This is a genomic window from Bacteroides sp. 1_1_30, assembly GCF_020982715.1.
Classification (GTDB): Bacteria; Bacteroidota; Bacteroidia; order Bacteroidales; family Bacteroidaceae; genus Bacteroides; species Bacteroides xylanisolvens.
Genome location: NZ_JAJKHN010000002.1, coordinates 20,676 through 44,201, shown reverse-complemented (window position 1 = coordinate 44,201; position 23,526 = coordinate 20,676). Strand labels below are relative to the sequence as shown.

Below are 23,526 nucleotides of genomic sequence, written 5' to 3'. Positions count from 1 at the left end.
TACGTATATGAAAACAATAAAAATAATCATCATATCACTTCTTGTCGGACTTAACCTGACTTCCTGCGATTTCTTGGAAAAAGACCCGACATACACCACTCCTGAAAACTTCTTCAAAAATGAAGCGGACGCTACCTCTTGGCTAACAGGAACCTATGCTATTCTGGGACAAAGTTCCTTCTACGGAAATGAGTTCTTATACCTTGTAGGAGGTGACGATCTGGGACACTATGGTGGTGCCAACCGCGGACCTAACAAAAGTGGGTTGATCTGTAACAATGCCAATACAAGTGATCCGGCCGTTGCAGCATTGTGGTATACACTATACTCCGGCATCAACAGAGCCAATATTTTTCTGGAAAATATTGATGCAGTGCCCGATATGAACGACGACACCCGCAAGCAGTACAAAGCCGAAGCCCGTTTCTTACGCGCATTCTATTATTTCACTTTGGTAGAATGTTGGGGAGATGTACCTTTCAAGACTACTTCTACAGAAGATGCCTATAACCTCTCCATTCCACGTACGGACAAACAGACGATTTATGATTTTATCATTAAAGAGATGTATGGTTCTGCCGAGGATCTCAAATCTGCTCAAGATTTGAACTATTTACCGGGACGTGTTTCTAAATCGGCTGCTTGGGGAATGTTGGCGCGTGTATATATGTTCAGAGCCGGTGAACCTAAACGTGACAAGGAAGTGGGTTTGGCCAACAACACGACTAGTGCCGAGATTACAGAATATTTCAAAAAAGCAAGTTACTATGCACAGTTAGTTAAGAATGAGGGTCATTCACTGACTGCCAAATATTGGGACTTCTTTATCGACATTTGTTCTGATAAGTATAACACTGCTCTCAATAAGGATGGTGCCAAGGCTAATGAAAGTATCTGGGAGGTAGAATTTGCAGGTAACCGTTCAACGGATGTACGTGCAGAAGGTAGAATTGGTAATATTATCGGTATTCAGGGTAAGGACCTTTCTTCCAAAGCATCCATCACCGGTAAAGGTGATCCGGGCTATGCATACGCTTTTATCTGGAATACTCCTAAACTGCTGGAATTGTATGAAGCAAACGGTGACATTGACCGTTGCAACTGGAACATCGCTCCATTCACTTACACCCAGTCAGCAGGAGAAGGTACTCCGGTAGACGGCCGTGAATTTGTGAAAGGAAAAAGAGATGAAGTGGAACAACAATATTGGGACAAATCCTTCAGCTATGGTAAAACAGATCCGGGGTCTACTTACGGCGATCGCGAATCGAAGAATGATGCCAATAAGAATCGCAACAGGGTTGCTGCCAAATATCGTAGAGAATATGAAGCAGACAAGAAGAGCAAGAACGATACTTCTATCAACTTCCCTCTTCTCCGCTACTCCGACATTCTGCTAATGATTGCAGAAGCCGAAAATGAAGTCAACCATGGTCCTAATGATTTGGCTTATGAATGTATCAATGCAGTAAGAGAACGTGCAGGAATCAACAAGCTTCCGACAAATCTGGATGAAACTGGCTTCCGCAAGGCTATCAAAGACGAACGTGCTATGGAACTCTGCTTCGAATATACACGCCGTTTCGACCTGATCCGTTGGGGAGACTATTACAAACTGATGCAGGAACAAGTGGACAAGGCACAGGCTGATGAATCTTGGAAATTCGGAATCAATGTATATACTTACTTCAATATTCCGAAGTCTTACAACTATTTCCCGATTCCTGCCAATGAAATAGGATCAAACGGTGCTATCAAAACGAATAATCCGGGTTGGTAAATCCCTTATTAACTTTAAAAAGAAAAGGATATGAAGACAATATATAAAAGTTTGATGACTATCGCTTTTGCCGGACTATGTCTCGCTTCATGCGACAAGGAATTAAAAGAAGACACAGCAATGGAAGTTGGTGTGGTGACAGACAGCAATGTCAGCTTCGATGGCAAAACTGTAACTGTAAAGAAAGGAAGTCCGGTAACGTTCAGCTTCGATGGTGACCCTGATTTTATCAGTTTCTTCAGCGGTGAGATAGGGCACGAATACAAACACCGGAACAGAATTGAAATGCAACCGGAAGACGTAGAAAAATGTGAAATCAACTTCTCCGTAGTATATGACTATGGTAGTGCGAAAACCATCGAAGGTTCTACTCACATATTAATATCCGATCAATTCGAAGGAATTAGTGGCAACAATGTGGAAAAAGACAAAGAAGCAGTTACCAATTGTGAATGGACGGAACTTGTCAGTCAAAATGAGCTTCCTAAAGCAACCAAAGATACTAAAGACTATTCTTGTCCTTTGATATCTTACTTGGGTAAAGAAATCAACATTGCTTTCCGCCTCAACCCTCTTGATAATAGCAGCACAATGCCTGTAATACATATTAAAGGCTTACAGCTTAATCTGGAGTTCAACAATGGAAAATCAACCACGATTAATGCAAAGAACTTCGAATTCTCGGCTTTAAATGTAACCTACAATTTAGACGATCTTTCAAAAAACAACACTCATCTTACCAAATTAAAGGAAGCATTAGGTAATAAAAACCTCACACTTGAAGAGATGAAAAGCGCAGAATATAAAGACAAAATAGCATACGCTACTGTAGACGGTAATATTCCTTATTTCTGGAGAATTAGCCAACCAAGCGATTTCGTAACCAGTGGCGGAGCAGCAGGGTATACTAAAGGGGATACTTGGCTTATCTCCAATCCAATCCTCCTCAACGGTTCCTGCGATCCTGACGCTGGTGTAGCGATTAAGAATATCTCGCAATCGTTAGAGATATACTCACATACTTACGAAGAGGCCGGTACATATACCGCTACCTTCGTAGCCAACAATGCAAACTACATCCATCAAGGTGGTCAAGTAGTACGTGAACTGACTATAAACGTTGTAGAATAAAAATATATCCCCCAATTTTTCTAACCTTCAATCATAGAAAACGTTTATAAAAATCAGACTTTAATCAATTTAACATCAGAAAGAGAGGGACCGCGAGGTTCCTCTCTTTTACTTTTTCCGTATCTTTGCACAAAAATAAAAACAATGCCAAAGACTCTTCCCATTCATTTTGCCCCATTACAAGGTTACACCGAAGTGTTTTACCGTAATGCCCATACCGCCTGCTTCGGAGGTATAGATACTTATTATACCCCATTTGTACGACTCGAAAAAGGCGGATTCCGCCATAGAGATGTGCGGGGAATCGAACCCGGGAATAATCAGGTAGCCCATCTGATTCCCCAACTGATAGCTCCCTCTTTTGAGAAAGCAGAGAAAATTTTATCCCTATTCATTGAAAAGGGATATAAGGAAGTCGACATTAATATGGGATGTCCTTTTCCCATGTTGGCTAAACGCCACAATGGTTCGGGCATTCTTCCTTATCCCGAAGAAGTTCAGACGTTACTTAACCTGATTACAGAATATCCGCAAATAAGTTTCTCCATCAAAATGAGGTTGGGCTGGGAAGATCCGGAAGAATGTCTGAGACTGGCTCCGATTATCAATGAGCTACCCTTGCGACAAGTGGTTATGCATCCCCGCTTGGGAAAACAGCAATATAAAGGAGAAGTTGACCTTAAAGCGTTTGAGGCTTTTCAGAGTGCCTGCAAACATCCGCTCATCTATAATGGAGATATCAATAGCGTAGAAGATATTCACCGCATTCAGGAACAGTTTCCCAGACTAGCCGGAATTATGATAGGACGGGGATTACTTGCCAACCCGGCATTAGCTTTGGAGTATAGACAAAACCGTGCGCTCGAGTTCGATGAAATGAGAGAAAAATTGCAATCTATGCACAAATGCGTATACAATCAATATGCAGAACAGTTGGAAGGAGGAGACGAACAACTTCTGAACAAAATGAAAACTTTCTGGGAATATTTAATGCCGCAAGCAGACAGAAAATTACTGAAAGCAATTCATAAAAGCGGAAATCTGAATAAATATAATCAGGCGATTCTTGCCTTTTTTAATCAACGATGAACTGATAACCAGTAATTTTACGTAATTTTGCGCCCGTTTATAAACAAGCACATTATGAAAAAATACATTCTAATCTTTCTTTGTCTGATAACCGTATCGGGCAGTTTCGCACAAATGCAGGATTTCAAGTTCAAATTCTATGGACAGATTCGTACTGACTTCTATTATAATAGTCGTGCTAACGAAGAAACCGTAGACGGATTGTTTTATATGTATCCAAAAGACAAAGTGCGTGATCCGGAGGGGAACGATTTGAACTCAACACCCAACAGTAACTTCTATACTTTATATTCACGACTTGGAGTAGACGTTGCCGGTCCAAAACTGGGAACAGCCAAGACATCTGCCAAAGTAGAAGTCGACTTCCGCGGCACAGGCACTTCTTATTCAGTCATTCGTCTTCGTCATGCTTATTTGAATCTGGATTGGGGTAAATCGGCTTTATTGCTCGGGCAGAACTGGCATCCGTTATTCGGAGATGTGTCTCCGCAGATTCTTAATCTCTCCGTAGGAGCACCGTTCCAACCATTCAGCCGTGCGCCACAAATTCGTTATCGCTATACAAACAAGAATTTCCAACTTACCGGAGCCGCAGTGTGGCAATCACAATATACTTCACAAGGACCGGAAGGGAAAACACATAAGTATCTGAAGCAAAGCTGTATTCCCGAATTTTATGTCGGAGCTGATTATAAGAATAGCGGTTTGCTGGCCGGCGTAGGCATTGAGTTGTTATCATTGAAACCCCGTACGGAGTCCACCGTAAATAAAGATACATATAAGGTAGACGAACGCATCACAACTCTTTCATACGAAGCTCATGTGAAATACACCAACAAAGACTGGTTCATTGCTGCGAAGAGTGTATTAGGATCCAATCTGACACAAGCTTCCGGCTTGGGTGGATTCGGAATCAAGTCTGTCAACGAACAAACGGGAGAACAAGAATATACTCCGATACGCTTCTCCAGCTCTTGGTTCAACGTTGTCTACGGACAGAAATGGAAGCCGGGAATCTTCGTAGGCTATGCCAAGAATCTGGGAACAAGTGATGCGCTATATGCTCCCAAAGGAAATGATGCAAAACTTTATGGAACAGGAACAGACCTTAACCAATTAGTTACGGCAGGAGCAGAGCTGACCTACAATGTCCCCCACTGGAAATTCGGGTTGGAATATACATTAAGCTCTGCATGGTATGGTTCGCTCAATACGTCCAATGGGAAAATTCAAGATACCCATGCCGTATGTAACAACCGTATTGTTGCCGTTGCCATGTTTATGTTCTAACCTCTCTACTATACAATTATTTTAATTATATATCTGTCACCTGTCACCGATTGCTGCTTAACGATTTGATTATTAACAATTAACACCGTGACAGCAATAGGTGACAGTAGTGTGACAACAATAATGCCGTCACCAGAAACAGATAAACTACATTTCACAACGCGGAGGTATTCACTCCGGAAGCTCCAGGCAATCCTATTTATTTCATGAATGCATTATCTTTGTTTCACCGCATGAAACAATAGTTTCCATGCCGTTGAAACTATTGTTTCTCGGTGCTGAAACTTTAGTTTCCCGGTGCGAAACCTTTGGTTTCAAGCCTTGAAACTAAAAGTTTCATACGGTAAAACTACTGTTCTCTGTCAGGGAAAGCAAATGATCGCCTGTTGTCTGACTTTTATCTCCTTAACTCCACTTCAAAGCTAGCGCCATCTTTGCAACTGAACTGCAAAATTGTTTGCTTCTTATCAGAAGAAATCACCTTGCAAAACGGAGTTCTTTCTACATTCCATTGCCCTTTTATCGTTACAGTCACAGGTATTTCACCACTGGCATTTTCAATCCATGGTCGTGAATAGATACTACGTTCGATACGTTTCCCATCTTTATCAAACACTTCATCGCTTGGACCGCGATACAAAGCCAAATCCGGTTGTGCCACCGTCAACTTAATCTTATCAACAGATTCTTTATGAGTCATAACCAGACAGGAAGTATCCACACGTTGTAATAAACCACCCGGCAATGTCGTTTCAGGAGTTTCAAACAACACATAAGAAATGATCTGTTCGGAGACGGACTCTACAATATGTGCATTCCGGTCTTGCTGTAATACCCTATAAGTGGGCTTCTTTGCAAATTTCTTCATCAGAGCTTCATTCGTCTGAGGCAGAACAGCGTATTCATAACTTCCGTTTTTCGGTGCCTTTCCATGATCTACAACCAAAGAAACCCAATCACCCTTTGTTTCCTTTCCTGTGTTTTGCATTCGCGAGTATTGAGGAAAGTTCTTCTCAAACCGAATGGGAGTTGGAACATAATAACCCGTTCCCAAATGATCTACGTATACTTTCTTATCTCCTTGATAATTTTTCCAATAATCATGCCCTGCTTTATCAGTAACTGCCAATTGGAAGATAGTCGTTTCTGTCGGGAACTCCGTATTTGTATTTTCAATATCCGAACCAAGACAGACAATCATTCCATCGATGAAATGGTAAGATTTACGTGCCCGATGTGATCCGTTGTACTTATCATGCTCATGTAACTTCATTCCAAAATTACCATTCATCTTCTGTTGAGACAAACCACCGGCAAAAGCCTCGTCGGAGTAAAGCATCTCTTCCATTCCAGAGTAACTATCTACATTGAGCACCTTAGCCTGCAATTGCTCCAATGGCAAATGAATAGATGTCACTCCCGGAATACGGTTCCAGTCAAAACCTTCCTGCTGCCAGCCGCTAGTGGCGGGAGTTACTGTCTGTCCCGGTGCAGCAGTCAATATTTGCAAACTGCCGTGCGCCAGGTAACGACCGTATAGATTTGCTCCCAGATAATGCTCTGCCGCCCATAAATAACGGGAATGTCCGCGTGCCACAGCCGACCAGTTACTACGACGTTGGACAGAGACGCAACCATATCCCATCGCTATATTTCCCTGCGGGTCCGGCTCCGGACGGAAACCTTTCTCTATAAGAAGTTTTGCCACCTTACGTTCTTCAGCATTTGAAACCTTAGGCATATATTCAGGAGAGTCATTTTCAATACTTGGGTCTGAAATCAGACGGAGGTAAGAAGAAGCCATTCCACTATCATATTCCTCCTTTCCATCGGGAGAACCGGCTAAAGCCATCATAGCAAAATGCATAGGAACCAGTTTACCTTTTCCATCCGGATGACGACCGGACATGGAAAGAGGGAAGTTCAGCTTATTGCAGTAGAAACGCATGGTCAACAGTACATTTCTCACTGTTTCATGAGCTAACTCGGAAACAGCAAATTCCGTCCGGCTGAAAAGATAGATCATATTGGTTGCTCCATCGAGTCCGCCCACAGCATAAGCCGGATAGCTATTTCGATGATGGAAGGCACCTCCGTCTACTTTAAACGAACCGGACAATCCCAATGCAGGACGGCAACCAAAATCAATCCAACGGGAGAAAGACCGGAGATATTGTAGTTTTTCCGGTGTATCTTCCATCATTAAAATGCTGGCAATGCGTCCTGTGGTCTGTGTATTGAAAGAGTCCATATCAATTCCATTAACTTCCGGTTTAGGGTATACTTCGTTAGTAATCGCATACCAACGTAACGTACGTTCGGCTTCCTGAAGTTTCCCGGTTTCCCTAAGCACATCTTTCATCAGAAAATATGCCAGGTACAGACCGCGAACACTATAGCCATAATGATGGATGTTTCCCCAACAACTACCATAAGCTACTCCCTGATCGGTTATATGATCGTACATTGCTAAGAATTTCTTCTTCATTTCTTCCCGAATCACCGGATTCTCCGCATTATTATATGCAACGGCAATTCTTTTCATCAGGTCGAAATAAGCACGCATTTCCACTCCCATTTTAGTCAGCATATCTTTATCCCAGTTCGGTATGATCCGTTCATAAGCTTCTGAAGCACGTACCATGTAAATAGGTACTCCCGATACTTGGCCATTCTTATAAGTTATCTGATAGAAATCATATTTCTTACGGATGGTTTCTACTTCTTTATCTGTCGTTTTCCCTTTCGTGTAGATCATATCACGAAAACGCTTTTCCAACAGTTGCATTTCTGCTCTTTGCTTATCGTCTACAGGAGTCAATTCAATATCCGGTTTCAAAAGCGAGTGTTGATAGACAACCAGCCAATGGTTGGTGGTTCCGGCATTGACAAAAGGGACTTGCAGGTCGGCCGTCTGTTGACGTGCATCAACCTTAGTAGCCGTAATCAGATGATCGATGAAAAGGCTTCCTTTTGAATTTGGAGCAATAATTCGGAGTTCATTCATGCCTTCTTCCGGTGTGCCTTGCATATCACGTTCATAGCAGACCCATGCGGCGCGCCAACCACTGAAATTAATACCAAAAGGGAAAGATGTGCATTTTTTGCCGTCTTTCAGAAAATGAAACTCAATAGTCGCATCCTGAGGCACTTCATTATAAATCCACACAATAAAAGCCGAAAGATATAAATCCTTGCCGGTCGGATCTTTCTTCTCAAACTTCAAGTCTTTCTTGAGTTCCAATATACCACCCGGTTCAAATGTCCATTCCAACGAATGTTTTCCATCTTTATAATGCAGATCAGATACCGACAGGCGGGAATGGGTAGCGGTGATACAATCCGGTATTTGCGGTTCTTCAAAAGAAAACATCCGCTCATCTGTTACGACTTGCGCATGAAGGAATGCTGAGCACAAAAGAGAAAACAGAGTTGTCACTCCAAATTTAGTAAAAAGTTGTTTCATCATGGAAATATGGTCTTATTAGGTTTTCAGTATATAAGTCAAAGTATAGTCGCTTTAAAATCTGTAAAGAGTACGTGATTCTGTAAAAGACGTAAACCGAAGTGCCCGTCACCTTCACCACCCGCAAGGGTATAGCGGAACAACTCTGCATCATTCACAGAATAAGTTGTGATTCCCTTTTCCACTCGAATCCGAATCTCATACCACTGATTGGGGACGAGTAAATGAGGGGCATCGGTATATTCTTTCAATAAAGGTTTCACCTTGTCATCTGCCACTCCATAATATTCTCCTTTGTATCGACGGAAACGGGTCGTTGAATTATCATTTCCTCCGTATCCAACGTAGAAAAGGTTTAATGTATTGTAGTTTTTAAAGATGCCGTCACGCCACTGACTACGGGCAAAAAGATCATCAGGGTATTTAGGATCATTGGCAGCCCAGAAGCAGTTCAGATCACTCAAGCGGTCATACTTTCCACCTTGCATCACCATACAAATACGATAACTTATTTCATAATCGCCTGCCAATCGTTGCCGATACCACATAGTCAGTCAGTCCGGAACTATCAATTCTAATGTATCCGCACGTTCTATTATTTGCAAAGCATGGGATGCATCTTCTATTTTCCATTGCTGCACAAAAGAAGCTTTGTGCTGTGCCAAAAGCACCACACTATTTAAGAGAAAAAAAGTAATCAAACTGTAGCCTATAAAAAATCGCTTCGTCATTACGGTATTAGTTTAAAGATTATTCTTCCGAATACAAAGAAACCCCTCTTTTCGAAAAAAGAGGGGTTCAAATTGTACAAAATATCTCAAATAACGTATTGACTGATAATTTGCATTACCAATATCTTACAGTTTTTTCTGGATCAAAGCCCTCATACCAATTCTTATTTGATTTACCGTTAGTATTTACCCAATCAGCAAATCCTGTATACGCTTCTACAAAAGGTACACTCTCATAGGCATGACGTGCGCCAACCGGCATCTTAACTCCCCAAGTGGAACCGTTAGTGTTTGAATAATAAACATCTTTATCTAATGTAGCGTCCTTTGCAACCAATTTATCATATTCAGCCTTATAAGCAGAAGTCGGTGCATAACCCTTCATGTGGATTTCCTTATTGTTAGCCCAAATAAAGAAGTTTTGTCTATTAGTATCAAGAATCAGTTCTCTAAATGCTGCAAGCTGAGCATCTCTATCAGCTCCAGTTAGCCCTTCTTTACCAATCAATCTGACTTCAGCACGCAACATAGGCAGTCCTTCTCTTACTTTTTTCGGTCTTACCTGGAACATATCCTGATTATTATCTTTCAAAGAGCTTAAACCATCCAATGTGATAACAGTACCTTCTGCCTGTGCTTTATCTACAGTCAGGATTGCAAAACGTGGTTCAGTGCGAGTATCATTGCTCCAATTCCAGTTTTTATTTTCAATCTTCACTACATCTTTCGTAGAAAGTTCCTCTTTAGCTAAGTCTGTCATTGTTCCCTGACCACCTTTCAGTACAAGGCTTGCAGTAATCCGGTCAACATACTCACTTTTCAAACCATCCAAAACAACACCTAACACAGTCGGTAATGTTCCACCTACTGCACGAACGTCCAAAGTCAGCAATAATTCCTCCTTGCCTCCTACGGTCTCCATCATTTGTTGACTATGACATTCAGTCACCTTCAAATCATACTCGAAAACAACATCATTGAAATCTTCATCATACCATGAAGCCAATTGAGTAGGCCAACCATCTTCGAACATCACCACACCTGTGTTATGATAAAAAAGATAGCCTTGGTCCGTTTCATTTGTCGGCTGCACTGCATCTTCAGGAAGCGCAAGAGTTACCGATGCCAGACGGTTTGTTTCAAAATTGAAACCAGTACTCTGATCTACACCACGACTAACAGGAGACAAAGCAAATTCTTTTGTAGCTTCTGTTCCCGAAACTGTATTGTATTTCATATACACTTTCTCGCAAGCAGCAGGAACATTCAACGTAAGAGTGCGGGAATCTTTCACTAATACATCTCCCACAAGCAGACTCGCTTCAGAACCACTTTTATCAGAATATACATTCACAAGTGCAGAAGCATTTACCGGGTCAACAGTTCCCGAACCATCTTTACCTTTTTCCAACTCATTATCAGAGCAGGAAGTGGTAACCAACATTGTCCCCATAAGGACATACATCAAACCTTTAATTTTCATCTTAATCTAATTTTTAAATTTATTGTTTGTTTCTGTTTCGCATGAGAGCCTAGCTTATCACACTTATTTTCAGGCTTCATTTGTTAACTTATCAAAAATATATTTAACGCCTAATAGCTTTTTGCTTGCCTTTATTTGTAATTTCAATCCTTTCCATCGAAAATAATCACAAGAGCTAAAATAGGGCTCAAAAGGCCTGTTCATGAACAATGGATAATATATACAAGTTATTTCGTATATTTGCATTAGACAGAACATTCAATACAACAAATATAGAACTTTTATTCTGAATATACAAGTTTTATATATAAATATATCAAGGGAAATGGATCAAGTACTGTATGGTATAGATTACGTAGAATATTATTTCTATTGGATATATTACAAGTTTATTGGCTATCCTTTAATCATAAGAATATGCTCAATTGCTGTAATGTTTTGTATTATTGCGTACTTATTTCTCCTATTCCATATTATATATGGTATATTTAAAAGACGAAAAGAGAAGCGGAAATACAATAAAGCATTTGATAAGTATTATGAAGAAATGAAAGCTATCTCACTAGACTCCAATACATTGAGTGAAGGAGAGATAGCTGACAGATTAGAATATGATACAAAAAAGCGCCCGAAACCTAACGAGTTGCGCATTATCACTCAACTGTTAACAGAAATCAAGAGTGTGCATGAAGATGAGATCAATGAACTAAACTATCAAACGATTCAAACCGTATTCCAAATCACACGTTTCCTTGAACGCGAACTTCAATTCGGTTCCAAAAGATCAAAGATACAAGCTCTGAAACTTATTCAGTCCATCAATGGCTATGCCTCTGAAGCAGTATTGGTGCGTTTCCTCTATCATCGTGAACTAGAACTAAGAAACTCGGCACGCTATACTTATATGTGGTTAAGCCAGGGTGATCCGTTCCGCTTCTTCGACGAAGATATTGGCATGAAGTTAAGGCAATGGGACATGATGGAGTTACACGCTATCTTGGAACACCGTAAGAAAGTGGGATATAACACACCCACCTTTATTAAATGGGTGAATACTTCAGCTGAAGAAAACGTTAAGATATTCTTTATCAACGAAATCCGGTTATATAATGAAACCGAAAGTGCCCCAATTCTCGCGAAGCAACTCAATGTCCGTTCTGTGGAAATACGGGGTGAAGCAATCAAGACTTTAGGTAAACTAAAATACAAAGAGGTTGAACCTAAGCTGATTGAAATGTATAATGTACAACCGGAAGAAGTCAAACGACAAATCATTTCGGCTATTGCGGATCTAAAAACCGATAAGGCTTTAGGATTTCTTTACAATGCTTATGATGAAGCAGATAACTGGGGAACCAAGAGAGTTATACTCAAAGCCCTCTATGAGTATAGTGCAATGGGAAGGAAAACATTCGATCAATTGGAAAGAAAAGCAGATTCCCACACGGCTATATTGTTTGCCCACACCAAGCATCCATTAATCAACCAGTTAAATTAGAGAATATGAGAGATATAATATTTACATTCTTCAATTATTTCGTATTCTTTTATACGAGCATGCTGGCGATATTCTTCGTCACATTCGCCTTCCTCTCTTTCATTTCTCTAAAACGGAGAAAGGATTACTATGTGGAAAGCTATATGCGGAAAACAATCAAAGAATCTCCCTATACACCGGGTATTTCGGTAATTGCTCCTGCCTTCAATGAAGAAAAAACAATCATTGATAATGTGAACTCCATGCTTGCATTGGAATATCCGCTTTTCGAGGTGGTTATTGTAAATGATGGAAGTACGGACAACACATTGGAAAAGATGACCGAATATTATGAACTGGTAGAAGTGCCCTATGCTTATATCGAGCGAATCAAAACCAGGCCGTTCCGAAGACTCCTCAAATCCTCCAACCCGAAATACAGCCGACTCATCGTTGTAGACAAAGAAAATGGAGGAACCAAAGCGGATGCATCCAATGCGGGTATCAACGTTGCTTCTCATCCTTATTTTATCTGCACGGATGTGGATTGCATTTTGGAAAAGTATGCTCTTTATCGTTGTATCTCGCCCATTATATCTTCAGAAAAACAAGTAATTGCAGTCAGCGGAACGATGTTGATGGCTAACGGATGCGTCGTGAAAGACGGACAAATCATAGACGTTAGAACTCCCCGTACACCGATTCCACTTTTCCAGAATCTGGAATATATGCGCTCTTATCTGATTGGTAAGATGGGATGGTCCGCTATCAATGGTATGCCGAATGTTTCCGGTGGATTCGGTCTTTTCGATCGTTCGGTAGCGATTGCAGCCGGAGGATACGATGCTCCCTCTTTTGCCGAAGACATGGACCTCATTACCCGCATGGTAGGATATATGTGCGACTTCTCCCGTCCTTATAAGATCGTACAGATTCCTGATACTTGTTGTTGGACGGAAGGACCTCCCAACCTGGCAATGCTTTACCGGCAACGTACCCGTTGGGCACGGGGATTGTTCCAGACACTTAATATCCATCGTAAGATGATTTTCAAAAAGACGTATAAACAGATGGGACTGTTAACTCTGCCTTATATGTTCGTTTTTGAGTTTCTAGCGCCGATCATCGAGCTCGTCGGTTTGATAGTATTTATCTATCTGGCCTTTACAGGAGCAGTCAACTGGAACACGGCATGGATGATTTACCTGACGATCTATACGTTCTGCCAGTTCCTTTCCATCGTTGTTATTACCTACGACTACTATGTCGGGATGCTATATAAAAGAGGATATGAATACCTGTGGATTATCATTGCGTCCATATTGGAGCCCATCTTCTATCATCCCATCATCACTTTCTGTTCATTGAGAGGATACCTCAGTTATCTGACCAATAGAGACTTCAAGTGGAAGAACATGGAACGGAAAGGATTCAAGCAGAAAGAAGAAAGTGCAGACGGTACTGATATAACGGCAATGAAGCCCGAACCTGCTACGATTTAAACAAGAAAGAAAGATTAAAGACAAGATAGAATGAACAGAGAATTTCTCCATAAGATCACCATATTAGGTTGTCTGTTTTTACTGATAACCTCTTCCTCCGGGACCGACAACGGATTCCAGACACCGGAGCAATATGCCCAGATTGTACAGGAGCATTTTGCGAACGAGGAATGGGAAGCAGGGAAAGAGCTGTTGGAGGAGGGCCTTCAGAAATACCCGAATGTTTCTGACCTTGAATGGCTCATGGGAAAATACTGGTTCCACGAAAAGAACTATGACCAGTCGCGTTATCATCTTGTCAAAGCGATAGATGACAATTACAACAACGTCAATGCCAAACATCTGCTGGTAGATGTAGAAGATATCACCGAGAATTATTCCAGTGCTATTTGTTACGTTAATGAGTTGCTGGAAGTGAATCCGTATTGGAGAGGTTTATGGCGAAGAAAGATTGAACTGTACCGCAAGCAGAACAACGATGTGGAAGCAGATCGTCTGTTGAAACGAATCAATCAGATTTACCCGAACGATACCATTCTAAGGAAGGATTATATCTACAGCATGGAGGTAGGCTACCAGCAAATGAAAAAAGGTGGTAACCGAAAAGAGGCTATCGAAAAGCTGACGGAGCTCATCAAAGTATCTCCTCAAAACGAAGAATATTATCTGGACATCATTAACCTGCATTTACAGGAAGGAAACCGGGAAGCTGCTCTAGGCTGGTCATCCAACGGTTTGGCTGCCATACCGGGAAGCGGTGCGCTTATCGTCAAAAGGGCGAGTATCCTTAGTGAATTGGCACGTTATCCGGAAGCTCTGGTGTTTATACGCGAGCAAATGCGAAGAAACAACAGCCCTGCCATACGACGTATGTATAACGACCTGTTAATGGAGGCTGCCCGAGCAGAGAAGCAGCGGGATCCTTATGTATTATATGGCATGGCCTACGAAGGAGGTAATAAGAACAAGGAAGCATTAGACTACCTGCTGAACACTTCCGTCACCCGGGGATATACCGATGACGCACTCTTCTATATCAGAGAAGCTAAAAAACAATATGGCAACAATGATAAAGGAATTCTTTATAAAGAATATATGCTTTATCGCCAGATGAATGAGGATGATCTTGCCTATTCAACGCTGAAAAAGATGTATGAGATGTATCCTGATGATTATGATATTACGCTTGCCATGAGCGCACAACACATGAAGAAAGCTGAAAAACTGATGGAACTTGGTCTGTACGCAGAAGCATTGCCGCACGTATTGTTCGTTTCTCAAAAACATGTAGACGACAATGAAGTGAACGGTGCCGCATGGGAAAAAGCCTTGAGTTGCTATATCAATATGAAACGTTACAATGAAGCACTTGCAACATTGGACACCATCACTCTTCACTTCCCTGATTACGAAAACGGCACGTTGAAAAGGGCATTTATTCTCGATAAAATGGATAAAACCGAAGAGGCTTTGCAACTGTATCTATCTGCCATCGAGCAGAGTGATGAGGATATGCGCATTTTCTATGTTATCGGATACGAGGAACTAGCAGTGCCGTACATCAAGAAATGTATGGAAGCCGGAGCTACGAAGAAAGCATACGAGGAATCTGTTAAGCTAATTAGCCTGAATCCATCGAGCGATCTCGGATTACGGTATGCCATCAATTCGTCCGGTTTACTCGGAAAATACGATGAATTCGAGAAATATACAGCACAAGGAATCAATTATTATCCTGAAGAACCATTCTATCAGGCTAAAAGAGCTACCGTGCTTGAACGTGACAAGAGATACGAAGCTTCTTTGGAATTTCTGAAGCCGATACTCAATAAATACCCGAGCAACAAAGAGATTATAGGTGCATTCTCACAGAGCAGTGAATACCGTGCCCTGCAACTGACAAAAGCCAAAGAACCGGAAAAGGCTCTCGCTGTTCTTGATACAGCTTTGCTTTATGACAGTCAGAACAAATCATTGAAGTACACCAAGGGAGTGGTATATGAAGCCAACCGTCAAGCGGATTCAGCCTATTATTACCAAAAGTACTACGAGCCATCCATCATGGAATATCGCTCTTTCCAACGACATTTATCGGGCCTTAGAAGCATGATGCTCAAGAATGAGATTGCTTTGACCTATCTCCGTGCACGCTACGGAGAAGAAGATATCATTACCTCTGTTGCAACAGCCGAATATACCCGAAAAGGCCAGAAGAACAGCTACACAGGACGCCTCAACTATGCAGGGCGAAGTGGCTCGGCAAGCGACAGCATGGAGGCTGAAGAACAGACACCAGGAGGGGTTGGCATTCAGGTACAAGGTGAGTGGACGCATCACTTCTCACCGAAGTGGAGCCTCACGGCCAATGCAGCCTTTGCGACCAAATACTTCCCGGACATAACGGCTGATGTCGCTTTACGGCATTATCTCAAGAATGATTGGGAAATAGGCGCACATGTGGGTTATAGACGGGTAGCCGCCTACACAAAGCGTTATGAATGGAACGATGAATTCTTTGCAGGCGGCACCGGAGACAATGGCTATCTGTTTACGGGTTGGAATGAGTCAAAGACTAACCTACTCACTGTAGGCGGAGAATTAGCCAAGACCATTGAAGTGGTTCGTCTCAACACGAAGATCGATATGCACTTCTTCAACTCTAACTTCTATTACAATGCGCAGATTGGCGCCAAATACTTCCCGGCGAGCGATACAAAGACAAATATCAACGCCATGGCAAGCATCGGATCGGCACCGGAAACGGCCGTACTGGACTATGCGCTGCCCGGCTCTTTCTCTCACACCAATACCATGGTGGGATTGGGAGGTCAGTATATGGTCAGTCCCAACATTACCATAGGCTTGATGGGCACTTGGAACACCTATTATAACCAAACCAATACGGTGCGAGGGACAAGTCCGTCCAACCAGATAGAATCCATATCGACACGCTATAAAAACTTATATAACATCTATGCACAAGTTTATATTTCATTCTGATACGCTTGGCCCTGTATTGGCAGGAATGATATGTATTTGCTGCCTTTTATCCGGCTGCCGTATGCAGGCACGCACGGAGATGTTCCCATCTAAAGAAGGGTATCTCGTCACCATTGGTGAGGATCCGACCGACAGAGACACCCGGTGGGCGAAATACCTGTACGAGCATCTCAAGAAGCGTGCAAACGACGATGAAATAGTAGCTTTTGGCGTTTCCGAAATGGACATGTGGCGCATCATCATACAGATAGACCCAACATTGCAGAGAGGATTCAAAGTAGCCTGCAAAGGCTCTGATATCAGACTGACCGCAAGTGACGACAAACAAATGTTATGGCTGCAATACCAACTGATAAAGAAGATCAGCAAAGAAGACCCGCGTATAGACGGTTCGGATCTTCCTCCCGCCCTTATCAATCTCAACGATACTTGCGGAGCTTTTGCATTTGACTATCAAAGTATTTATTCTCCATACGGCCTGAACGCCGATCATACAGGCGTTATCGGCCTGGACAACTTTGACGACAGCTGGGGAATATGGGGACACAACCTGCGAAAAGTCTTGGGAAAAGATGCAGAGAAAGTATATGCCACCATTCACGGGAAGACAGATGACTCACAACTGTGTTTTTCTTCCGAGGATATGTATCGCCAGATAGAAAGTTACATCGTAGATAACTTCGGTGAAAAGGGGAATTTCCGTTTTGTAATCGCACCGGATGATACTCCGTACGCCTGTACGTGTGCCACCTGCACCGCATTGGGAAATACAGAGAAGAACGCAACTCCCGCCGTTACGGAACTGATCCTCCGCCTGTCGCAGCGTTTTCCCAAACACACGTTCTTTACGACTTCCTACCTGACTACGCAACAAGTCACAAACAAACAGCTCCCGCCTAACGTCGGGGTAATTGTCAGCGCTATCGACTACCCGCTCCGCCGGACAGACGGCAAGGACGAGCAAGACAAGAAATTTGCGGAACAACTCGACAACTGGAAGAAAGTAACGAACAACATCTATATATGGGACTATATCAACAACTTCGACGACTACCTCACTCCTTTCCCCATATTAAAGATAGCCCAGCAAAGACTCCAACTTTTCAAACAACACGGAGCCAGCGGCATATTTTTCAACGGAAGCGGCTACAGCTATTCTTCTTTCGATGAAATGAGGACTTTTGTATTATCAGCCCTTCTTATCAACCCGGAACTTCCGGTTGATGAGTTAATTAAAAGCTATTTCAATCAGGAATACCCGGTATCCAAAAAATGGCTGTACGATTACTACACAGAGCTAGAAAACAACGCCCAATCTGGAAAGCGGCTCGGACTTTACGCCGGTATCAGAGAATCGGAAAAAGGATTCCTCTATCCGGAGAAGTTTATCAAATTCTATGATGAAATGGGAGATTTTGTATCCGAAGCAAAAGGGAAAGAGCGCAAAAAGCTGCACGAGCTCCAGACCGCCTTGTCTTTCACGCGCATGGAATTAGCACGTGACCACAGTTTCGACGCTTACGGATATGCCAAGCGGAATGGAAAGGATATTCAACCGCTTCCCCAAGCTCGTAAATGGGTCACCCAGCTCAAAGAGCATCAAGCATTTGCCGGAATGGGATATTATAATGAGTCAGCTTATGAGATTGACTATTATATAAAGGAATGGGAACAATATATACTTGCTTCCGACATAAAGAAAAGTTTGTTTCTGGGAATGCATCCTTCCGCAACCCCTAAACTAAATAAAAATGATTCAAAGAAACTGACCGATGGCACTCACGGTTTACCCGGAGACTATCATTGCGGTTGGGTTATCATTCCGGGAGAAGAATGTACCATCAACCTGCCGGTTAAAGGACTCAATGCATCAGGAACATTCTATATCAGTTTTTTGAATCTTCCCCGCCATCGCATCTATGCTCCACAGCAAGTTCAACTGTTGAAAGACGGAGTAGCCTATAAAACAATAGACTTAAAACCGGAAGACTCCCCAGAAAAAGGAGAAATGATGAAAGCCACCGTTCCGGCAGACTTGAACGGAACAGAACAATTAAGCATAAAAATCAGTTGTTTAAAGAAGCCGGGAACGCAAATGGGTATCGATGAAATTGCATTCATCCCTTAAATGCTGAAAAAGTGATATAACAAAAATAAATGGCAACAATGAATAAATCTATATTCTATATTTTACTACTGACGGCACTTCCGCTCTACTTTACAGGGTGCAGAAAGGAAGTACGTCCCACCAGCATGACGATAAAAGATTCCGTCAGGCACTATTACCCTATCAAGCAAGGTCAGCAACTCGATATCATGTTTACCATCACCAACACGGGAGACGCTCCGTTAATCATTTCAGAAATGCAACCTTCCTGTGGCTGTATCATTCTGGATAAAAGTTCGCATATCATCATTCCCGAAGACGGTATCAGGCAATTCAAAGCAACCTACAACAGCATCAAGAATGTAGGCGAAGTGGTTCACCGCATCCGGATTTTCGGCAATATGCTCCCAAATGGAAAAGCAGAACTAAAATTTGATGTTAACGTAGTCCCCGACGCAGATTATACACGTGATTATGAAGAACTCTATCAGGATTTCAACACCAAAAACGGCATTGTCAGGGAGATGGTGGACGGAAAAGAATCGGAGTTGGGATATTATGTAGGGAATCCTTAGAATGTTCAAGAGTTACAGGATGATTTGTCGCGCAAAGCATTATCCTGCTTTATTTTACTGATTATATCCTCAAATCCTTCTATTTCGGGCATAACTTCCAAATCTGGCACATTCATATATTCACAAATAAACCATGCAAATCTGTATTTAGTGCTTACATCACCTCTGAATCCAACACTAGGACCAAAGGGTAAATCTCCTTTCCCCGTCAGAGATATATAATCATCTACTAGTGCCCCACGTCTATTAGTAGGTGCAACCCCGGAACAAAATGAAACTACGACTTGATCATAAGGTAAAATCTTCTCCTTACCAAATCTATAAATCGAAGGGATGGTAATCATTTTATTTTCACGGTCAATAATAAATATATTCTTCTTCAAATATAAATAAGGAAACACGGTAGCAGATAAAAGACCAAGAACTATAAGCATTGCCATAAATGCCTCATCCGATTTCCAATCGTTATAGATAGAAGCACCCATAAGATATAGTATAAAAAAAATAGATAGAAGCATAAAAACAATCCAGCCTAAACTACCGAAATCGTTTGTTAGTACAATCTTCTTCGCACTACAATATGTAAAAATATCATCTTTAACATCTTCAAAGAATTCATTTTTACCCTTGTCACAATACCTGATCCCAATTAACTTCGGGAAAACACCCATAGGGCTAATCGGGCATTCTCCCAATTGTATTGCATGATGACACCTACTTTGAAAACTTGTACCCATCCAAAATGTTATAGGTACTGAAACATAGCACAATATATAAATAAGTAGATATAAGGTAGTCCCCAGTTCCTCTGACCTTATATAGACAATAGAGAAAAAGAACAATCCAAAAGTGAATAGAAAAGCTATAAGCCACCAAATCTTTGCCTTTTTCTTATTGGATTCAAGTTTTAGGTTGTAATCGTTCCATTCATCATTTTGTGGAGAGCTAGTGCTGTATTTTTCACGATATTCAAGACGTTCTTTACGTTTTCTTGCCGCTATTCGCAGTTTCCTTTTACGTTTTTCATTTTTATTATTTTGCTTCATCTTTTATATCCATTCATAATATTCCGCCGTATCGTGTCCAGTATAAATGCTCTTTCTACGTTCATTCTCAAGGATGCAACTCCTTGAAAGCAGCATTCTCTTCTTTCACATTCTGAATAGTCTGTTTTAACTCCCCAATCGGCAAGTCATATCCATACCAACCTGTATAGCAATCTACCACATACCATTTCCCGTCAGCCTGCAATTCGAACTCAACACGCAAATCCACTTCGGACTCTTCATAGCCCGCTTCAAAGATTTTGTGTTTCGGTTCATTCAGCGTAAACTTGGAAACATAAATACCTCCCTCTTCCTGGGTGATACGCTCTTCTTTCATAGTTTCACTATCCAGCAACGGCCACTTTTCCCGAGTGAAAGGGAATGTTTTCTCGGTTTCTCCGTCATCTGCCAACAAAGTGATCGGAGTCTTTAATGGGAACTTGATACGAGTATACTGGAAGGCTGCACTGGAAGTAAATTTATCCAAAAAGGATTTGAAATCTTCACCGTCTTGTGTAGTCAGTTCACTATCGGCTTTTGCCTTGGAACTATTACCGCAGGAGATAAACGAAACACCTGCGAGCAGCATCATAGCCAGCAAGCAGCATACAAACTTTTTAGCTCTCATAATACTATATAAATTAAGAGTTTAATTAACGGCGCAAAGATAATGACAAGTTTGGCATCTTGGTTATTTTAAGAACTAAATCTTTGTATGTTTCAAATATTCATAGCCGAAGCGGCAGTACAGACATTTCCGCTTATCGCAATACTCTTTTTGTAACTGTATCAGTGCCTGACTATCCGCCGCACTGACTACCGGAAGTCCGGTATCGCTCCACGAACGAATGATGTGATTACTCTCCGCCTTCAATTCTTCCAGAAAGCGTGCGGCACGTTCACACATTCGTTCATCTGCCTTATGCAATCCGTAAGTATAAAGAAAAGGAACCACCGTATTAATGACAATCAAATCCTTGGAACGCTCTCCCATCGTCTTTTCCTTTTGAGAAGATAGTCGTCCGAATAGATAATGATTCTCCCAATAGGGAGACGTACGGGTATCCAGTAAAGCTCTCACGTCCGCCAGAGTTTCCGCTTCCAACAAACGTGAAAACAGCTTGTCTCCTTTCTGATAAAGATAAGCCAACTGCGCCAGGCGAATATGCGGAAAGTTTTCCGGACGAAGCCGGAGAAAACGCCATAAAGTAGCATCCATCCCCTGCCCGATTTCAAATTTATGCTGTAAATAACGAAACTCTTTACAAAGACGAAGACTATATTCGTCTTCCTGTTCTTTTTTCAGAAATGTTTCTTCCAACAACCCAGCCAAACCATAGAAAAAAGCTTCTATCTGAAACAAATCATTCCGGTGCTTACCCAACGCACGAAATGGCAACAATCCCGCCCACGTTTCAAAAGTATCTCCATTCAAGCCGAAACCGAAATTACGGGCAAGGGTGATAAAGAAAGCATCTTCCCAATTATTGTTGCAAAGTTCGAGACGCTGCATGATTAACTGTGCTTTCTGCTCCAAACGCTCTGTTTGCAAAGCGGTCAGCCAGGAATGGATGGTAAGTTTGGGAAGAGAAGCAAGGATGGGATAGCAAGCCGGATAATGATCGGCTACGCAAAGTTCATGATAATGGGATTGCACATTTTCCGGACAAGTCAGCAATAGTTGTGGTATCTGTTCACCGTTGGAACGGGTTATTTCCGTATCTGCTTCACTCACTACATGGAGAATCACAGAGTCGTATGTTTTGTCAGAATGATGTCCGTGGCGAAACCAGTCGGAAGAATGTGTATGTATTTCGATGTTTCCCACCCATAAGGCGCCGTCAATCTTTAGTTTCGCGTTGAAAAAGTCGGGACCGGCGTTGGGGTTTTGCAGACCGGGGTCAATCACTTCTACCGGTAAGCCGTTGGTGGTTTGCAGTACTTTCAGGGGAAATAATTTATGTTTCCACACGTAGTGGAGAAGATGTTCCATGTTAACAAGACGTTAATGTGCGCTGCAAATGTAATAAAAATCTTATCTTTGCGACTATTATTTTGAATATAAGTCAGAAAACAATGAAAATAGCACTGATCGGTTACGGAAAGATGGGCAAAGAGATAGAAAAGGTTGCCCGTAGTCGCGGACATGAAATCGTCTGCATCATTGACATCAATAATCAGGATGACTTCGAATCGGAAGCATTCAAATCGGCCGATGTGGCCATTGAGTTTACCAATCCGATGGTAGCTTACAGCAATTATATGAAAGCGTTCAAAGCCGGTGTAAAACTGGTATCGGGCAGTACCGGATGGATGGCCGAGCATGGCGAAGAAATCAAGAAGCTCTGCACGGAAGGGGGCAAAACACTCTTCTGGTCGTCCAACTTCAGCCTGGGAGTCAGCATCTTCTCCGCTCTCAACAAGTATCTGGCTAAAATCATGAATCAGTTCCCTGCTTATGATGTCACCATGAGCGAGACACATCATATCCACAAACTGGATGCTCCCAGCGGAACAGCCATTACATTGGCGGAAGGTATTCTGGAAAAGCTGGACCGTAAGGACAAATGGGTGAAAGGCACTTTCCTTGCACCGGACGGAACCATTAGCGGAACCAACGATTGCGCCCCTAATGAACTTCCTATCGCCTCTATCCGCGAAGGAGAAGTGTTCGGCCTTCATACCATTCGCTATGAATCTGATGTAGACAGCATAACTATCACGCATGATGCCAAAAGTCGTGGCGGATTTGTATTGGGAGCCGTACTGGCAGCCGAATATACTGCCACACACGAAGGTTTTTTGGGCATGAGTGATTTATTCCCATTCTTGAACGACTAAGATTTCAG

Annotated in this window: 15 protein-coding genes and 1 pseudogene; 10 read left to right on the top strand and 6 right to left on the bottom strand. The window is 42.1% G+C overall.

Annotation, left to right across the window (positions count from 1 at the left end):
• Nucleotides 1-7: 7 nt before the first annotated feature.
• From LPH68_RS00780 to LPH68_RS00765, 4 genes are all read left to right on the top strand, one after another.
• Nucleotides 8-1,780, top strand: a complete 1,773-nt coding sequence (locus LPH68_RS00780; protein ID WP_128857394.1) for a RagB/SusD family nutrient uptake outer membrane protein — start codon at nucleotides 8-10, stop codon at nucleotides 1,778-1,780.
• Between the two features lie 30 nt (nucleotides 1,781-1,810).
• Nucleotides 1,811-2,911, top strand: coding sequence for a DUF5017 domain-containing protein (locus LPH68_RS00775; RefSeq protein ID WP_128857395.1), 1,101 nt, complete (start codon nucleotides 1,811-1,813; stop codon nucleotides 2,909-2,911).
• Nucleotides 2,912-3,055: 144 nt separating this feature from the next.
• The gene (locus LPH68_RS00770) at nucleotides 3,056-4,000 is read left to right on the top strand and encodes a tRNA-dihydrouridine synthase family protein (RefSeq protein WP_128857396.1); all 945 of its coding nucleotides are present in this window, start codon (nucleotides 3,056-3,058) and stop codon (nucleotides 3,998-4,000) included.
• A 54-nt stretch (nucleotides 4,001-4,054) separates the two neighbouring features.
• The gene (locus LPH68_RS00765; RefSeq protein WP_195443540.1) at nucleotides 4,055-5,290 is read left to right on the top strand and encodes a DcaP family trimeric outer membrane transporter; all 1,236 of its coding nucleotides are present in this window, start codon (nucleotides 4,055-4,057) and stop codon (nucleotides 5,288-5,290) included.
• A 397-nt stretch (nucleotides 5,291-5,687) separates the two neighbouring features.
• Here LPH68_RS00765 and LPH68_RS00760 read toward each other — a convergent pair whose 3' ends face one another.
• From LPH68_RS00760 to LPH68_RS00750, 3 genes and pseudogenes are all read right to left on the bottom strand, one after another.
• Complete coding sequence (locus LPH68_RS00760) at nucleotides 5,688-8,759, bottom strand: chondroitinase family polysaccharide lyase (protein WP_230296832.1); 3,072 nt, start codon at nucleotides 8,757-8,759, stop codon at nucleotides 5,688-5,690.
• Between the two features lie 35 nt (nucleotides 8,760-8,794).
• Nucleotides 8,795-9,487 (bottom strand): annotated as a pseudogene (locus LPH68_RS00755) (DUF6250 domain-containing protein).
• Between the two features lie 115 nt (nucleotides 9,488-9,602).
• Complete coding sequence (locus LPH68_RS00750; protein ID WP_117512389.1) at nucleotides 9,603-10,970, bottom strand: LruC domain-containing protein; 1,368 nt, start codon at nucleotides 10,968-10,970, stop codon at nucleotides 9,603-9,605.
• Between the two features lie 325 nt (nucleotides 10,971-11,295).
• On the opposite strand from LPH68_RS00750, the gene LPH68_RS00745 reads away from it, so the two are divergent.
• The 5 genes from LPH68_RS00745 to LPH68_RS00725 are packed head-to-tail and all read left to right on the top strand — an operon-like array spanning nucleotide 11,296 to nucleotide 19,631.
• A complete protein-coding gene (locus tag LPH68_RS00745; RefSeq protein ID WP_195443537.1) occupies nucleotides 11,296-12,468 on the top strand; it encodes a HEAT repeat domain-containing protein in 1,173 nt (390 codons plus the stop codon).
• Nucleotides 12,469-12,473: 5 nt separating this feature from the next.
• Nucleotides 12,474-13,949, top strand: a complete 1,476-nt coding sequence (locus LPH68_RS00740) for a glycosyltransferase family 2 protein (protein ID WP_128858304.1) — start codon at nucleotides 12,474-12,476, stop codon at nucleotides 13,947-13,949.
• A 30-nt stretch (nucleotides 13,950-13,979) separates the two neighbouring features.
• Nucleotides 13,980-16,949, top strand: a complete 2,970-nt coding sequence (locus LPH68_RS00735) for a hypothetical protein (RefSeq protein WP_004298137.1) — start codon at nucleotides 13,980-13,982, stop codon at nucleotides 16,947-16,949.
• A complete protein-coding gene (locus LPH68_RS00730) occupies nucleotides 16,924-19,077 on the top strand; it encodes a DUF4838 domain-containing protein (RefSeq protein ID WP_128858303.1) in 2,154 nt (717 codons plus the stop codon). The genes LPH68_RS00735 and LPH68_RS00730 overlap by 26 nt, the downstream gene beginning before the upstream one ends.
• A gap of 38 nt (nucleotides 19,078-19,115) precedes the next feature.
• Nucleotides 19,116-19,631 (top strand): DUF1573 domain-containing protein, encoded by a 516-nt coding sequence (locus LPH68_RS00725; RefSeq protein ID WP_004307496.1) that lies wholly within the window; start codon nucleotides 19,116-19,118, stop codon nucleotides 19,629-19,631.
• A 5-nt stretch (nucleotides 19,632-19,636) separates the two neighbouring features.
• Here LPH68_RS00725 and LPH68_RS00720 read toward each other — a convergent pair whose 3' ends face one another.
• The 3 genes from LPH68_RS00720 to LPH68_RS00710 all read right to left on the bottom strand — a co-directional run bounded on the left by LPH68_RS00720 (nucleotide 19,637) and on the right by LPH68_RS00710 (nucleotide 22,670).
• Entirely contained in the window at nucleotides 19,637-20,677 is a 1,041-nt protein-coding gene (locus tag LPH68_RS00720) for a hypothetical protein (RefSeq protein ID WP_128858302.1), read from the bottom strand.
• A gap of 67 nt (nucleotides 20,678-20,744) precedes the next feature.
• A complete protein-coding gene (locus LPH68_RS00715; RefSeq protein ID WP_032852245.1) occupies nucleotides 20,745-21,305 on the bottom strand; it encodes a hypothetical protein in 561 nt (186 codons plus the stop codon).
• Between the two features lie 75 nt (nucleotides 21,306-21,380).
• Nucleotides 21,381-22,670, bottom strand: a complete 1,290-nt coding sequence (locus tag LPH68_RS00710; RefSeq protein ID WP_128858301.1) for a DUF2851 family protein — start codon at nucleotides 22,668-22,670, stop codon at nucleotides 21,381-21,383.
• Nucleotides 22,671-22,753: 83 nt separating this feature from the next.
• Between LPH68_RS00710 and dapB the strand changes: the two genes are divergently transcribed.
• Complete coding sequence (gene dapB, locus LPH68_RS00705; RefSeq protein ID WP_004307500.1) at nucleotides 22,754-23,518, top strand: 4-hydroxy-tetrahydrodipicolinate reductase; 765 nt, start codon at nucleotides 22,754-22,756, stop codon at nucleotides 23,516-23,518.
• Nucleotides 23,519-23,526 lie beyond the last annotated feature (8 nt).

Excerpts from the sequence above, each read along its gene's own strand:
- LPH68_RS00780 (WP_128857394.1), top strand. The coding sequence starts at position 8 with ATGAAAACAATAAAAATAATCATCATATCACTTCTTGTCGGACTTAAC.
- LPH68_RS00775 (WP_128857395.1), top strand. The coding sequence starts at position 1,811 with ATGAAGACAATATATAAAAGTTTGATGACTATCGCTTTTGCCGGACTA.
- LPH68_RS00770 (WP_128857396.1), top strand. The coding sequence starts at position 3,056 with ATGCCAAAGACTCTTCCCATTCATTTTGCCCCATTACAAGGTTACACC.
- LPH68_RS00765 (WP_195443540.1), top strand. The coding sequence starts at position 4,055 with ATGAAAAAATACATTCTAATCTTTCTTTGTCTGATAACCGTATCGGGC.
- LPH68_RS00760 (WP_230296832.1), bottom strand. The coding sequence starts at position 8,759 with ATGATGAAACAACTTTTTACTAAATTTGGAGTGACAACTCTGTTTTCT.
- LPH68_RS00750 (WP_117512389.1), bottom strand. The coding sequence starts at position 10,970 with ATGAAAATTAAAGGTTTGATGTATGTCCTTATGGGGACAATGTTGGTT.
- LPH68_RS00745 (WP_195443537.1), top strand. The coding sequence starts at position 11,296 with ATGGATCAAGTACTGTATGGTATAGATTACGTAGAATATTATTTCTAT.
- LPH68_RS00740 (WP_128858304.1), top strand. The coding sequence starts at position 12,474 with ATGAGAGATATAATATTTACATTCTTCAATTATTTCGTATTCTTTTAT.
- LPH68_RS00735 (WP_004298137.1), top strand. The coding sequence starts at position 13,980 with ATGAACAGAGAATTTCTCCATAAGATCACCATATTAGGTTGTCTGTTT.
- LPH68_RS00730 (WP_128858303.1), top strand. The coding sequence starts at position 16,924 with ATGCACAAGTTTATATTTCATTCTGATACGCTTGGCCCTGTATTGGCA.
- LPH68_RS00725 (WP_004307496.1), top strand. The coding sequence starts at position 19,116 with ATGAATAAATCTATATTCTATATTTTACTACTGACGGCACTTCCGCTC.
- LPH68_RS00720 (WP_128858302.1), bottom strand. The coding sequence starts at position 20,677 with ATGAAGCAAAATAATAAAAATGAAAAACGTAAAAGGAAACTGCGAATA.
- LPH68_RS00715 (WP_032852245.1), bottom strand. The coding sequence starts at position 21,305 with ATGAGAGCTAAAAAGTTTGTATGCTGCTTGCTGGCTATGATGCTGCTC.
- LPH68_RS00710 (WP_128858301.1), bottom strand. The coding sequence starts at position 22,670 with ATGGAACATCTTCTCCACTACGTGTGGAAACATAAATTATTTCCCCTG.
- dapB (WP_004307500.1), top strand. The coding sequence starts at position 22,754 with ATGAAAATAGCACTGATCGGTTACGGAAAGATGGGCAAAGAGATAGAA.